The sequence below is a fragment of the Flavivirga sp. 57AJ16 genome (assembly GCF_028736925.1).
Lineage (GTDB): Bacteria > Bacteroidota > Bacteroidia > Flavobacteriales > Flavobacteriaceae > Flavivirga.
Map to the genome: position 1 here is coordinate 1 of NZ_JAQZAT010000004.1, position 14,567 is coordinate 14,567.

The window sequence follows — 14,567 nt, forward strand, 5'->3', positions numbered from 1 at the left end:
AATGCAAGGTCAGCCAGCTAGATGAACTTCTTCCCGAAAACTGGAATCCCCGACAATAATAAAGCCGAGAAATTTTATCCCGGCTTTTGAATTTTATATGCTCAAGCCCGAAGGCTTACGAAGAAAGCATTAAAAGCAGATCGAAAATTAAAAACAATAGCTGGGCGCTTAAGGCCCTGATAACAAAAGAACATGCCACTAGATTGGAGGGGAGTTTTGGCAAGGAAAAGGAGCATTACCTCCTCAAAAAGGTAAAGGCAAGGACCAAGGCCAACGAGACACTGTGGATATTTTTTGGGATCCACACTGCCAATGCCCTGGAAATTGGTAGGCGCATGCAAAAAGCCGAACAAAAACAGGCGGCATAAGACAAAAAAATATCACCCTTAATGGGATAAGTGCGTCCGTCCGTGACATAATCCAACAAAAAACTTGAAAAAACAAAGAACACTAAAAATCCAGGTTGGATTTTTAGTGTTCTTCTTGATTGATTAAAATTTATAGACTATTTTCTGAAAGTGCCAATTTTGATCTTTTTTCCTCTAACGAATGTCCTTGTGCCGGCTGACCTATTCACTAAAAAAATGTCCACTCCATGCATGAGCTTGGCTCGTTTATTAAAAGGGTTCAGTGGATCATTTTTTAACGCTCTCCCCTCTTTTCATCCTATCCCAACTTTCTACATCTCGGCAACAATTATTCTTTCAGTTTAATTTAGACGCCAGTTCGAACGATTTTCGACAGCTCTGATGAGCTTGCCAAATGGTCAAGGCAACCCATTTTGCCTGTTTTTTATTTGTAAAATTCACTAACATTAGCGCATTCCTATAATCATTTATATATATTACAATTCATTAATAGTTCTCTACTATGCTCGAACAGACATGACAACAAGCTTTATTATACGTCATATCTACACTATTAGTTAAAAACCTTGACACGGGTCTAGAATTGATCAATTTTATTCATGGTGCAAAAAACGGATTGGATCATTTTTCTAAGCCCAAATGCCTACGGATGAGTGGTTCCAACCTTTCTCTTCGTGCACTCCTATCTACGATCACCCCTTCTTTGTTTAATAACCATACAGTAGGTAATGCTGTGATTTCATACAGGGTATGAAGGCTTACAGAGGAATTCGACCCCTTATCTAAACGCTGTGGCCAATTGGCATTAGTTTTTTTAAGAATACTTAATATTCTTTCTTTATTTGCATCGCCATCTGCTGCGATCCCTATCACTTCAAAGCCCTGATCACGGTACTTATCATACATCTCTCTAACATGTGGCATTTCTTTGATGCAGGGACTGCAATAGGTCGCCCAAAAATCGATCAGTACGACGTTACCTCGCATATCGGCAAGATTAACTTTGGTGCCATCCATGGCTGTAAACGCCATCTCTAATGGCTTGGTATTGTCTACGACTTTTAATGCTTCTATGGCGGCTACATTATCCGCAGCTAGTTTGTGTAAGGCTTTAATTCCTAGTTGTTCTGCCTGTGGATTATCGTTACTTGTTGTCTCTAAAAAATATTGCCAATAGCTATCTGACGCAGCTGTAGAAAAGTTTTTAAGTAAATTCAAAATATTTTGTACACGATCGGATACTATGTTTAATGCAGCGTATTTATTCACGTGATTTTCTAAACGTAAACGGATGTGTTGCCAATACTGAATCTCAAAACGATTCCAATAATTGGCTTCTTGTATTTCTTTTGTTAAACCGCGATTCAACGTGATACCATAACGAATCTCTCGAGCAATCAATTGAAATGCGGCAGCTTCTTTACGCTCCAAGGACGCATCGGAATTAAGTACGCTTGCCACCATCACATCACCCACTTTTCGCCATTGGTTCCATGCCACATCATCTATAGGTTTTAAGCGTTCGATCTGCTTATAATTTTCATTTGTTTTACTAGCCCAAAGTTCTATTAATCCATTTGTGATTCTGGGAATGAAACGTGGCTCTGCATAGGCACTGAAAAAGGTCATTAAGGCATCATCACGACGGGGATCTTCCGGGTAGTTGTCCCAAAATGTTTTGGCTAGCAGTGATCTTTTTTTAAAAATGGAATCCATATACTTCCAATAGACCAAGGAGCCTCCATCTTTAACCTTCTGGTATTGCTCGCTTGACCCCAAACTTGACATGTTTTTATTTAATTTTTTCCAATCTAAATCGGCTTGCGATTCTATAATTGATGTCTTGGTAATTGGTTCTTGTGCTTGTATATTGGTAATTAGGCACGTATATAGGAGACCTGCTATTATTGTCGATGCTCTTACTTTCTTATATTTTATTATTCTATTCATTTTTGTTAATATGTTTACTTTGGTTTTAGATTCAATATTCAAGTTTTGTTACGAATTTCACGAATTGTCATTCCGAACGTGGAGGAATCTCATGATGGGAGTACTAAATAATGAAACCTCTCCTCGTTCGGAATGACATACTAACGAGCTTTTGTCTTTTCTATATTCTCTTATCTCTTTTTTCTAGCATCTAACAGCGAAGCGGTTTTGGTTCTCATATTCCATTCATTAGTTAACAACCACAATGACCAGATCTATTTTTTTTCTAACTGGTGGATAACAGATATCTTCATTACAGGTCTGATACACCACATTGGCCTTGATAATATACTTACCAGAAAACACACTTTTATCTACTTGAAACTTTTGGAACATGCTTATGCCGTCCCCTCTATAGGTATCAAAAAATAGAGTTTCATCCAGTAATTCCATCTCGCCTAACTTTTTTATGTCTTCTGGCACTTTAAAAGTTACTTCTGTTGGTATCTTGCCTAGCACCGTATTCTTTTCAATAGGGGCATATAGAAACCACCCCGGTTTTATATTAAATACTACAGATATAGTAAATTTGTCTCCTGCCTTTACCGTTTCTGGAGCTTCGATGGTATAACTTACCGGATCGCTGGATCCTGTTTGTGCCACTACCTTTAAGCTCATTATATTTAATAGCAAGCAAACGGTAAATATTATTTGTGCTTTATAAAACATACTGTTTGTAATTATTGATTTCATGGGTTCATAATTATTGCGTTTTATTCTTAATACGCTCTGCGTCGTTTGAGCACTTCACTAAAATGATCCACTGGGTCATTTTTTAACGTTCGGTCCTATTTTTTCCCTAACATTACATAGATATAACCTTGATGTACCAATGTTCTATTTTTAGCTCCTCCATTTCCATACCACCCTTTTAAAAAGTCTTCTTTTGCTTTATTAATTTTCTTTCTCAAGGCTTCATCGCTTTGTCCTGATTTCTTTCGTTTTCTTTCTATACTCTTAATATTTGACGCTATCTGTCTTTTCGCACTAGCACTCAAGTTTCCCGGATTCTTTTTATAAATCCCCGTATCATGTTCCCAACGCCAGGAAAGTTCATGATTAAACGTGCCGTTTAATATTGCTACACTGCTACCTATTAACAGGTCATTGACACCATCATTGTTCCAGTCGGTCACACAGATATTAAGCCAACTGCCAGGAAGTGCCTTCTCACCATTTTTTGCTGTAAATAAAGGAACCCCCGCTTCAAATTGTGGCCATTCTTTACCACCTATCCGACTGGCAACAGGTCTGTCTACTTGATGGACAGGCTTGTGTGATGAACTGGCAGATGTTTTTAGACCTCGGAAGTATGTTACAGCTACACTTCCTTCTTTTATATACTTATTTGTCATTAGAATATCGAGTACACCATCCCCGTCCCAATCTACCACATAAGGTATCGCAGAATATTCTTTAACAGCTGATGCTGATTCAAGAGGCTTACCTTGAGCATCAAATAGCAGCTCTCTTTTTCCAAATTTAGGAGCTGATTTTGTTCCTATATTTTCACAAATGCGTAAAGCAATTCCTCCAACGATCATATCCTGATCTCCATCGTTATCAAAATCACCAAAATCTGCGGATGAATAAACCCAATAATTAAATCCTTTAGGATCTGTAACTGGAAGCGAAAAATAATCGCTACCTCTATTTTTGTTAGCCATTATAGGGTCGTAAGCTTCCTCCAGTTTTATTGCTGGTAAAAACCCTTCTTCACTCCCCCTAAACCAGCTAATATAACCCGGAGTGTACTGTCCTGATAACAAATCGGTAAAACCATCATTATCCAAATCTGCAAAACGAGGGATGAAAGGAAAACAACAATAGGTATAGATGGACAAAGGGGTTCCAGTGCTTTCTTTTACCCTCCAAGCTCCTGCTCCTTTGCCGTAACTAAAATCATCATTAAATGCGGGGGCTTCATCGGTTACTTTGTTTTGGTAAACCCGAACAAAGTTCCCTACACTAATGCCCCCATTTTCAAAACCACTCATAAATTCTCCGATCAATAAATCTTTTTTTCCATCATCATTCCAGTCATATACGGCAGGAGCCGCCCAACCCCAACCTTCACCTCTCACCGGAATCGTATCGCCCATAATCAGTTGGGGATTCCCCAGTTTGGGAGCTCCTGGGATATTGGTATGGATGAGTTCGGGGAAATCGTTGGGTCCTAAAGTATTGTTAGGTTTGCTTTTTGTAACTGACTGGGCGTAGATTTGTGCGCTTATGGTACAAAGTATTAGGGTGATTATTGTGATTGCTTTTCTCATTGAAAATTCTTTTTTGTCATTCCCGCCTTTCGACTATCGCTCAAGATAAACTCCGGCGGGAATCTTTATTAATAATTCTATTTATACTTTTATTCCATCTCTAACACTTTTCAAAGGAAAGAACGGTAGTTTGTAAAGTATCTTTGTAATTTGTTTTTAGGTTATTAGATTCTCTTCATAAGATTCCTGCCTTACTAAAACAAGTTCAGCACTAGTCGCAGGGATTAATTGTACCCATCATTTTGTGGCAATAAATTTTGGTTTTTCAAAATCTCTGATTCCGGGATGGGTAATAAAATGTCTGTATCCTTCCAACCTGTTTTTATGGGTGCTAATACCTCGGCAGCTTTACCTGTTCTTTTTAAATCGAACCAGCGATGGCCTTGTTCCGTAAACAGCTCTACCCGCCGCTCTTGTAGAATGGCTTCTAGCAGATCGTTTTGAGTGGTAGCTGTGGTATTTGGTAGCGATGCTCGATTTCTAATGACATTTAAATCTGTTTGGGCTCCCGGGATATCTCCAAGTTGTGCCCTGGCCTCGGCTCGGATTAAATATTGTTCTGCCAATCGAAATATAATCGAGTATTCTAATGATGTACTTCCTGTATTGGTTTGCTCTTTATATTTAAAAGCATGATACCAGATATTGGTACCACTAGTGACGCTTTTTACCCAATTGGTATTGGTATTGTATCTACGCTGGTCTCCTGGTCTGGTAGTTTCAAATGCATTTAAAAGGGAAGTGGACAATACAGGGGAAAGCCCAGGACTGGCTGTAAAAATAAAAAGGGCACCCTCTTTCGTGTTATTGCCTGCTAATTCTGGCTTGAACTGCCATATAGATCCTGATGAATTCTTTAGAAACACCTTGTTTAGGTCTGGCTCCCATACAAATCTGTCAATGGCCAAAGAAGCCATCTCTTCTGCAAGTTCCCATTGCCCGTTGTATAGATAGACTCTTGCCAATAAGGCATCTGCAACTGCATCGTATGGCCGCACACGCTCTGCTGAAATATCCTCGCCTAACAAATCGGAAGCCACTATTAAATCGTTTATAATTTGATTATATACTTCTGATACAGCCATACGAGATACCTTCGAGTTTTCGATATAATTTGTAGTACTGATATAGGGAATAGCCCCCCAAAGCTCTACTAGCAAGAAATGCATATAGGCTCTTATAAATAAAGCCTCGCCAATTAACTGATTTTTATCTTCCTGACTTAAAGCAGTGGAATTCTGGGCACCCTCTATGACCCCATTGGCCTCATAGATTAAATTATAAGTGCCATTCCACCAACTCTCTACAAAAACATCGGAAGCCAGCAGGGTATGGTCGTACAGGGGGCTCGAAATAGGACTGTTGTATTCATCCAGCTCATCGGCATATAAACCCATATACTGGCTCAGATTAAATGTTAAACCGCTATTCCGCATTTTTGAATAGATGCTTTTTAAAACGGCCGTAGCCGTTGCAGCATCTTCAAAAACAGCTTCGGAGGTTAATTGGCTTTTTGGCAGGTCTACATCTACAAAATCATCACAGCTCGTTAAACAACTAATTAACATGATCACATATAATGACTTCCACATTCTGAAACTTATTATGGAAATCCACTGGTGTTGCTTTCTATATGTATTTTTCATGAGTATATTTTTATTATTCATTTTTGGTCACATGTAACATTCATTTAAAAATTTAAATATTGATCTAAAATTTAGTTATAAATGTTTCATCTGTTATATTTTATTGTTTTTTAATAGTCAGATGCTGCATCCATATTATTCTTCTCGTTAGGTATTAAATTTTCAATCATGGGTGGTTCATATATTATACTTTATTCTTTTTATATTTATTCTCTTTCCGCCAACTAGCCTTATCTGCTCTTACGCAAACTGAACCTTAATTAAAATCCTAAATTTAACCCAAAAGTAAACTGCCGTAATGGCGGGAGATATTGACTGAATAATCTATCGGGGTCTACCCCATCATATTTCGTTATAATAAACAGGTTCTGCCCATGCAAATAGATGTTTAAATCCAGCCCCTTTGTAACAGTTTTAGGAACTGTATAGCTTAACGAGATATTGCGCAATCGGATAAAAGAAGCATCAGTTGTTGCTCCATCACTTGTTCCATACCAACTTTGAGCCGTTAATACCGCATTGTTAGATATAGAATAGGCTTGAATAGGGTTCTCATCACCTGGCTGCTGCCAACGGTCCAGTACCGTTACAGGCATATTTTGAGCGTACCTTCCAGGAGCTCCGTAAAAAACTTGGTCTTTACGCTTAATTTGTTTTTTAAACTCGAAGAATAGATCCAGTTGCAAGTTTTTATAACGGATGGTATTGCCCATACCTCCGAAGTACTTAGGTGTATAATCTGTAAAGTGCTGCCGGTCTTTAAAATCTATAAGGCCATCATTATTAAAATCTTCAACCTGATAGATCCCTGTATCTGGGTCAATACCAGTAAAACGGTATTGTTTTACACCTTGTAAAGACTCTCCCAAGACATACCTCGTGGCATCGAATGAGCCTTCGAGTCCAGGATATGCAACCAATTTATTTCTATTGGTCGAGATATTGAAGGTCGTACTCCATTTAAAATGCTCGTTTTTAATATTTATTGTACGCAGTTCAATCTCTAAACCGGAATTCTCTACGATAGCCTCCAGATTTTTATTGACACTGATAAAACCTGTAGTTCCGGGAATAGGGGCATCGATAAGTTGGTTGGAAGACCTATTACGGTACCAAGCCGCCGACAAAAAGATACGATTCTTTATAAAACCAAGCTCTAAAGCGACTTCCAGTTTCTTGGTTTCTTCCCAAGCATAATCTGGGTTAAACAGCGATGTAGTGGATAAACCCGAGCTGTTGTAGATACCCGAAACCTCAAAGGCATCATAAAATTTGTAATTCCCTACATTGTCGCTACCTGTAATACCATAACTAGCACGCAGTTTACCAAGACTTAAAACGGTGGTATCTTTAAAGAGATTCTCCTCTGAAAATAACCATGCCGTCCCGATGGCTCCAAAATAACCAAAGCGCTTACCGGGACCAAAGCGGGAAGACCCATCGCGACGCCCGGTGAGGTTTAGGATATACCTATCTTGCCAGTCCAGATTGATCCTACCAAAAAAGGACTGGTATTTATATTCGGAGGCATCATCTTGTAGAATTCGTGTACTTTCTGCTGCAGTTATATCCAATATTAAGCTATTGCTGGCAAAGCCTCTTGCAAATATACCCAATTGTTGATCCTTGTTTTGTTGAAAGGTAGCGCCTGCCAATAGTTTTAAACGAGCACCGTCCCAATCCTGCTGCCAATTAATCTGTGGCTCTATGATCCAGGATTGACGGGTTCCTATATTCGTGGTAAGCTGAGAAATACTACTACCTAGACGACCTGCTGTATTTGGATCAAACGCAGTATGCGGCTGTGCCCATTGAGATGCCAAGCGGTAATCAGTATAACCCAAGTTTGTTTTAAATTCTAAAGACGGAACTGGGCGATACGACAGTACCGTATTTGCAATAAGGTTACGAGTTACCCCATTGTATGTTGTTTCTAAAATAGCTAGGGGATTTTTCCAAGTAGAATTTTCCCAATTTAGGTTCCCCTGCTCGTCATAAAGAGCTGGAGCATTAGGCGCTAATTTTCGAGCTTGATCCACTAAATTTGCACCGGGTAAATTATTGGTATCCGATCCGTAATTTGCGGAGGCATTGATCTTAAAACGTCCATCTTCCGATTGGTGGTTTATATTAAAACTCACTGTTGCCTTACTATATTTAGAATCACCTGGGAATACCGTGGTTTCATTAACGTAGCTCCCACTTAACAAAAACTGGGTCTGTTCACTACCTCCTGAAAAAGAGAGTTGGGCATTCTGCCTGTAGGCCGTACCTCCAATAAGCACCTCTTGCCAGTCGGTATAACGATCCTGATCCCATAGGTATAGGTCGGGTGAATTATTGACGATAGAGACAGGTGCCGTTTCCAAAGTATAACCATCGTTTGCTAATGCTTCATGACGCATTTCTAAATATTGTTCGGTATTTAACAGGTTTACAAAACTAGTGACTTCACCTAAACTGCTACTGACATTGAGCCTGACCTGGGTTTTTCCTGCCCTACCTTTTTTTGTGGTAATAAGCACCACGCCATTGGCTCCACGGGAACCGTAAATGGCCGTGGCATCGGCATCCTTGAGCACTTCGATACTTTTAATATTTGCCGGATTTATGGTGTTCAAGGGGCTTACTCCTGCTTGAGAAAGGCCAAAATCAACTACCGAAGTTAAACCTTCTAATGATCCAGTATCGTAAGGAACCCCGTTGACTATATATAAGGGATCGTTAGCAGTACCAGCTATACCCCCATCTATAAAATTTGTTCCCCGAATCTGGATGCGATACGCCCCGCCTGAAAGTCCGCCCAACGGTTGAATATTTACCCCAGGGAGATGCCCCTGCATAGCTGCTAAGGGATTGTTGACAGGTTGTTTTTCTATAGTTTTTGCTTCGATCTTGCTGATGCTTCCGGTAGATTTTCTTTGGGAGGTTTTATAATACCCAGCCTCGATGGTTACCGCCCCTAATACGTCAATATCTTCTTTAAGACTTATGTTTATCGTGGTTTGATTACCCACTGTTATCTCTTGCGACTTAAAACCTAAAGACGAAAAAACGAGTACATGAGCTGGGTCGGGTACACTAATTTTATAATAACCATCTAAATCGGTGACCGTACCTCTTCTTGTGCCCTTTATTAAAACTGTTGCGTCAGGGACTCCAAGACCTGCCTGATCCGTTACTCTGCCAGAGACAATAAGCCCTTGATCTATGGGTTTACTCGTTTTCTTTTTGATGAGAATCGTGTTGTTTTTAGCTACTATTATACTAACATCTTCTTCTGAAAGGCTTTGGTTTAACAGTTTATGAAGTCGAATAACGCCTTTCTTCAACGCTACTTTTGGAAAATCTTTAAACAAATCACGATGGTACACAAACATATAATCGGTTTGTAGTTTAACTATCTGGAATATCTCGTCAACGGATAGCACCTGATCTGAATCTATAACAATTTTGTCATTCTGAGATACGACATACCTTGGCGCTAAACCGAACAGTGTCATACAAAACAAGAATATAAAGGCGCGCATCATGAGCTTCATCAGATCTTTTCTATGAAAAAAAAGACCGTTAGTTAATTTAATTTCTTTAAATTTATAGATCATTGATTGGTTAAATCTTTTTAATTAATTAATTAATATCTTAGGGGGATATGCAGTTTGTTAACTTACCAAGGTGCGAACTGTTTTCCTCCTTTTTAGTGAGACTCCGTTTTGAGAATTACGCCATAGGCGTGAGCACTCAAAATAGTTAGTCGAACTAATCCCGTCCTTTTGGCGGGATCTCATTTTTCTATTCTTTATACTCTTGTTTATACATTTTTTTCAAGTTCTAATAATTGTTATCATGTACTGCATGACTATATCATCACTACAACAACACGTAAGCTGGCTACTTGACAAAAAAGACCCAGAGGGTCTTTTTTTTTAACGCTCGATCCTATCCTATTTTTTAATAATTCTTTTGGTTTCTGTACCTAAACTGCTACGTATTTGTAAAAAATACAGACCTCTTGATAGATTACTCACATCAATACGTTCTTGTTTAGTTTGTAATATCAATTGTCCTAAACTATTATATATATTAATTGATTTTAAATCTGAAACATTTTTGATATATACCATATCTCCTACCGGATTTGGATGTACTTTGGCTCTTTGAGATATAATTATTACATCTTCGGTAGATAAGACTGCTTTATCAACTATTATTGATAAATGATCAAACATCATCCAAGATCCTGATGAGGTTACCGTAAAGGACGTCACGCCTGTCCAATTTAAGTCTACTGTAGCAAATGTTGCTCCACCGGTTAAAGTCTGTATTACTTCTGCATTACTACCCCCTGTTGGGGTAAAGGTGTAATCTATATCTGTTTCTGGGTTATTCCAATCGATAGACAACATTGAAACTACATTTACGGGTTCACTAAAGGTAAAGGTGACACTTGTGGCATCTAAGACTCCATTAAAGCCAAAGACTCCGCCGGTAACAAATACATTATCTGTGGTCCCCCAAGATCCACTAGGAACGGGAGTGGCAAAAGTGGCGCCTGAATGGGTAACAGTTAGTGTAACGCCGTCTATCGTTTCGCTCACATTGTCCCCATTATCTACCGCGGCTGTATCCCAATCAAAAGTTACAGGAACGGTTGTGCGTCTAATTTGCAAATGATCAAACATCATCCAAGATCCTGATGAGGTTACCGTAAAGGACGTCACGCCTGTCCAATTTAAGTCTACTGTAGCAAATGTTGCTCCACCGGTTAAAGTCTGTATTACTTCTGTATTACTACCCCCTGTTGGGGTAAAGGTGTAATCTATATCTGTTTCTGGGTTATTCCAATCGATAGACAACATTGAAACTACATTTACGGGTTCACTAAAGGTAAAGGTGACACTTGTGGCATCTAAGACTCCATTAAAGCCAAAGACTCCGCCAGTAACAAATACATTATCTGTGGTCCCCCAAGATCCACTAGGAACGGGAGTGGCAAAAGTGGCGCCTGAATGGGTAACAGTTAGTGTAACGCCGTCTATCGTTTCGCTCACATTGTCCCCATTATCTACCGCGGCTGTATCCCAATCAAAAGTCATCGGAAATGTTCTGGGCCTAATCTCCAAATGATCAAACATCATCCAAGATCCTGATGAGGTTACCGTAAAGGACGTCACGCCTGTCCAATTTAAGTCTACTGTAGCAAATGTTGCTCCACCGGTTAAAGTCTGTATTACTTCTGTATTACTACCCCCTGTTGGGGTAAAGGTATAATCTATATCTGTTTCTGGGTTATTCCAATCGATAGACAACATTGAAACTACATCTACAGGTTCACTAAAGGTAAAAGTGACACTTGTGGCATCTAAGACTCCATTAAAGCCAAAGACTCCGCCAGTAACAAATACATTATCTGTGGTCCCCCAAGATCCACTAGGAACGGGAGTGGCAAAAGTGGCGCCTGAATGGGTAACAGTTAATGTAACGCCGTCTATCGTTTCGCTCACATTGTCCCCATTATCTACCGCGGCTGTATCCCAATCAAAAATAGTTTGACCACTAACCGCATTAAAAGCTAATGATAATACTGTAAATAAAATTGTAATTTTTTTCATAATTGGATTATTTAATTGTTAGTTAGTTTAAAAACTTTAAGCATTTACCTTCTTTAATATCTGAAAGCATTTGTCCTTTTGATTCAGTTTTGAAAATCTCCAATTTTTCTAAATCACTGGGGATCCCATTCTTTATTAATGCATGAGCCATTTTTTCTGAAAGCGATTTTATTTTATTAGAATGACCCATTTAAATATTTTAAGTTATATAACCTTTTATGATTCAAACATATGGTTAACCTGTATACTATCATTAGGCTTTATTTCATAACGTGACCGTACCATAATGTCATAACAAGGTAAAATTCGGGAGAGCCCTACATTTATACTTCGGAAATTTAGAGAGTAAGATGAGTGCTATTGTATTTAATACAATAAAAGAATAAAAATGGGTAGTAAGATTTTAAAAAAAATATACAATTATTTAATTATCAGTAAACTATATGTTAAAAAATCTTTATGTTTTTGATTGTTTATTTATAATTTATGTTTAAATAATTTGATTGACCGTAATATGTCATAAACCTAAAAATATATTGTTTTTGTCATCCCGAGGCAACGGGGGATCTCATTGATTATCGACAGATTCCCTGCCTGCCGGCAGGTTCACTTCGTTCTGGATGACAAAAAAATCATTATGTATGATTACGGACATTCAGTTAAATAAACCTCTACGGATTGGAAATCCATAGTTTTTAAACAAGAATGAAATTCTATTTTTGGTATAGTGTCATTCCGACAGAGCAAAGCGACGAGGAATCTTATAATTTTAATTTTATGATGTGATTTCTCTCTGCGTTCGAAATGACAAAATACTCTTAAAAAACAAACCCGCCGTCTGTATGTTACCACATACAGCCACCTCCTTTTTTTGCTAAAAAGGGAGGAGCACGTCTCGAACAAGCCATTGGTACAAAATAGACACTAATTAACTTGGAGTGATTATTTGTGTTATTGTGAGTACACCGTGCCTGCGGCAAGCAGGAATTCAGTACTGTTCGCAGGAATGACAAGTTTTTTGATGCTCGGTACTACTTAAAAACAACCTTATAAAATTGAACATCTTTTATGAATGTTTTTGTAAATACTTCTACATCTTTAGTTGTGATTGTTTTTAATAGATCTTCAAATTTTTTGGGGTCATTCATATGATAGCCTTCACGAAAGTAATTTATCAACAAACGCATATCATAGCTATTATTATCCTTTTGTTTCTTTCTTTCTTTTAGATAATTTGCCTTTGTTTGATCCAGATCTGTTTGAACTATATCACCCTTGATGACCTTTTCTATCTCCTGCAGCACCATGGTTGTAAGCTGCTCTGTTTGATTCGGGTCACAATCGAAAGCTAATAACAAGGAAACCTGTTCGATAGGGCGTTTTGATACATTAACTTTTACACTCGCATGATGGGACTCTCCTGTCTCTTTCTGCAAGGTTTCCGAAAATCTTAATTGTAAGATCTCACCCAGTACCCTTGCTATGAATTCATTTTTTAAACTATACGGCATAACGTTCTGATAGCCCATTTTTACGATGCTTTTGGGAGGGGCTGTGGCTAAAAGAATCTCCTTATCTATAGTATCTTGCAACCAGGGCACCGAATGGTCCTGCCACGTTTCCTTAACATGACTGGTTGGTATACTTGCCATATATTTTTCCAATAAGGGTCTTAATCGTCCCTTTTGGATATCCCCTACGATAAAAAACTCAAAATCGGCTACATTCTTAAAACGCTCTTTGTATACCGCCTTTATTTTATCGAAAGACACATCCTTGAGAAAGTCGTTATTAAACAAACGTTTCCTGGGGTGGTTATTTCCGTATAGCGCCACCGTCATACTATCTTTTATCCTGTCATTTATGATCTGGCTCCGCCCCATAACATTATTCAAGTTTCCCATAAATACTTGGTATGCATCCACATCAAATCGTGGTTTTACAAAACGTAAATGGATCATTTGCAACAAGGTTTCCACATCTTTTGTTGTTGAAGTGCCACTAATATCTTCTGTTATATTGGAAAGACGTATTTGTGTACTGGCTTTTTTGCCTTCTAGCTTTTTTGTTAAATCGGCGGCCGAATAATCCCCCAATCCCGATACCGCCATGACATCTCCCAGCACTTGTGCTGAGGGGAGGTCTTCATCTTTTACTAAAGACAAACCGCCATAACTTATGGCCTTGAGCTGTACATCGTTCTTATTTTTGTTTGTATACTTGTAATGCACTTTGATACCATTACTTAGGGTAAAGGTGGTAGATCCCATGGATTGTAGCATATTTTCGGATATGATATGACCTTCCTTGATAGTAAGACCAGACATAAGCGTTTTCTCTATAGCAGCCTCCTTGTATGGCATGAAAGCGGTATCGCCTTCCATTTTTTTTACATTGTTTAAAATTCCTTTTTTCAGGCTTTGCTCCGTTTGGAGAGAGTCCTTTAGATCTAAGGATTGGGCATGGCTATTTATAGAAAATAATAACACGTTAATCGTTAATAAAATAGTGGGTGGTATGTTTTTCATTTTTTTGGTTTTTTAATGGTTAATTTGAAAAAGATATAAGACCGCTTTGCGGTTAGAACAAAGACTTGGTTGGAACTAACTGATGAGCTGGAATGTTTTTGATTTATGATGGTTGACTTAAGACCTAAGACTGCTTTGCTGTTAGAAC

Annotated in this window: 9 protein-coding genes; 1 reads left to right on the forward strand and 8 read right to left on the reverse strand. The window is 38.5% G+C overall.

The window, feature by feature from the left end; genetic code table 11:
- Positions 1 to 86 precede the first annotated feature (86 nt).
- The gene (locus PQO00_RS05310) at positions 87 to 368 is read left to right on the forward strand and encodes a hypothetical protein (protein ID WP_274183792.1); all 282 of its coding nucleotides are present in this window, start codon (positions 87 to 89) and stop codon (positions 366 to 368) included.
- 621 nt (positions 369 to 989) lie between these two features.
- On the opposite strand, the gene PQO00_RS05315 is transcribed toward PQO00_RS05310, so the two are convergent.
- From PQO00_RS05315 to PQO00_RS05350, 8 genes are all read right to left on the reverse strand, one after another.
- The gene (locus PQO00_RS05315; RefSeq protein WP_274183793.1) at positions 990 to 2,318 is read right to left on the reverse strand and encodes a TlpA disulfide reductase family protein; all 1,329 of its coding nucleotides are present in this window, start codon (positions 2,316 to 2,318) and stop codon (positions 990 to 992) included.
- Positions 2,319 to 2,546: 228 nt separating this feature from the next.
- Positions 2,547 to 3,050: a protein-disulfide reductase DsbD domain-containing protein gene (locus tag PQO00_RS05320; RefSeq protein ID WP_274183794.1), complete on the reverse strand. Its 504-nt coding sequence runs from the start codon at positions 3,048 to 3,050 to the stop codon at positions 2,547 to 2,549.
- Between the two features lie 95 nt (positions 3,051 to 3,145).
- Positions 3,146 to 4,633 carry an FG-GAP-like repeat-containing protein gene (locus PQO00_RS05325; RefSeq protein ID WP_274183795.1) on the reverse strand — a complete coding sequence of 496 codons (1,488 nt, stop codon included), beginning with the start codon at positions 4,631 to 4,633 and terminating at the stop codon, positions 3,146 to 3,148.
- Between the two features lie 224 nt (positions 4,634 to 4,857).
- Entirely contained in the window at positions 4,858 to 6,279 is a 1,422-nt protein-coding gene (locus tag PQO00_RS05330; protein WP_274183796.1) for a RagB/SusD family nutrient uptake outer membrane protein, read from the reverse strand.
- A 260-nt stretch (positions 6,280 to 6,539) separates the two neighbouring features.
- Complete coding sequence (locus PQO00_RS05335; protein ID WP_274183797.1) at positions 6,540 to 9,884, reverse strand: SusC/RagA family TonB-linked outer membrane protein; 3,345 nt, start codon at positions 9,882 to 9,884, stop codon at positions 6,540 to 6,542.
- 339 nt (positions 9,885 to 10,223) lie between these two features.
- Positions 10,224 to 11,891 carry a T9SS type A sorting domain-containing protein gene (locus tag PQO00_RS05340; protein WP_274183798.1) on the reverse strand — a complete coding sequence of 556 codons (1,668 nt, stop codon included), beginning with the start codon at positions 11,889 to 11,891 and terminating at the stop codon, positions 10,224 to 10,226.
- Positions 11,892 to 11,913: 22 nt separating this feature from the next.
- Positions 11,914 to 12,081, reverse strand: coding sequence for a hypothetical protein (locus PQO00_RS05345; protein WP_274183799.1), 168 nt, complete (start codon positions 12,079 to 12,081; stop codon positions 11,914 to 11,916).
- 841 nt (positions 12,082 to 12,922) lie between these two features.
- Positions 12,923 to 14,419 (reverse strand): pitrilysin family protein, encoded by a 1,497-nt coding sequence (locus PQO00_RS05350; RefSeq protein WP_274183800.1) that lies wholly within the window; start codon positions 14,417 to 14,419, stop codon positions 12,923 to 12,925.
- Between the last annotated feature and the right edge of the window lie 148 nt (positions 14,420 to 14,567).

Excerpts from the sequence above, each read along its gene's own strand:
- PQO00_RS05315 (WP_274183793.1), bottom strand. The coding sequence starts at position 2,318 with ATGAATAGAATAATAAAATATAAGAAAGTAAGAGCATCGACAATAATA.
- PQO00_RS05320 (WP_274183794.1), bottom strand. The coding sequence starts at position 3,050 with ATGAAATCAATAATTACAAACAGTATGTTTTATAAAGCACAAATAATA.
- PQO00_RS05325 (WP_274183795.1), bottom strand. The coding sequence starts at position 4,633 with ATGAGAAAAGCAATCACAATAATCACCCTAATACTTTGTACCATAAGC.
- PQO00_RS05330 (WP_274183796.1), bottom strand. The coding sequence starts at position 6,279 with ATGAAAAATACATATAGAAAGCAACACCAGTGGATTTCCATAATAAGT.
- PQO00_RS05335 (WP_274183797.1), bottom strand. The coding sequence starts at position 9,884 with ATGATCTATAAATTTAAAGAAATTAAATTAACTAACGGTCTTTTTTTT.
- PQO00_RS05340 (WP_274183798.1), bottom strand. The coding sequence starts at position 11,891 with ATGAAAAAAATTACAATTTTATTTACAGTATTATCATTAGCTTTTAAT.
- PQO00_RS05345 (WP_274183799.1), bottom strand. The coding sequence starts at position 12,081 with ATGGGTCATTCTAATAAAATAAAATCGCTTTCAGAAAAAATGGCTCAT.
- PQO00_RS05350 (WP_274183800.1), bottom strand. The coding sequence starts at position 14,419 with ATGAAAAACATACCACCCACTATTTTATTAACGATTAACGTGTTATTA.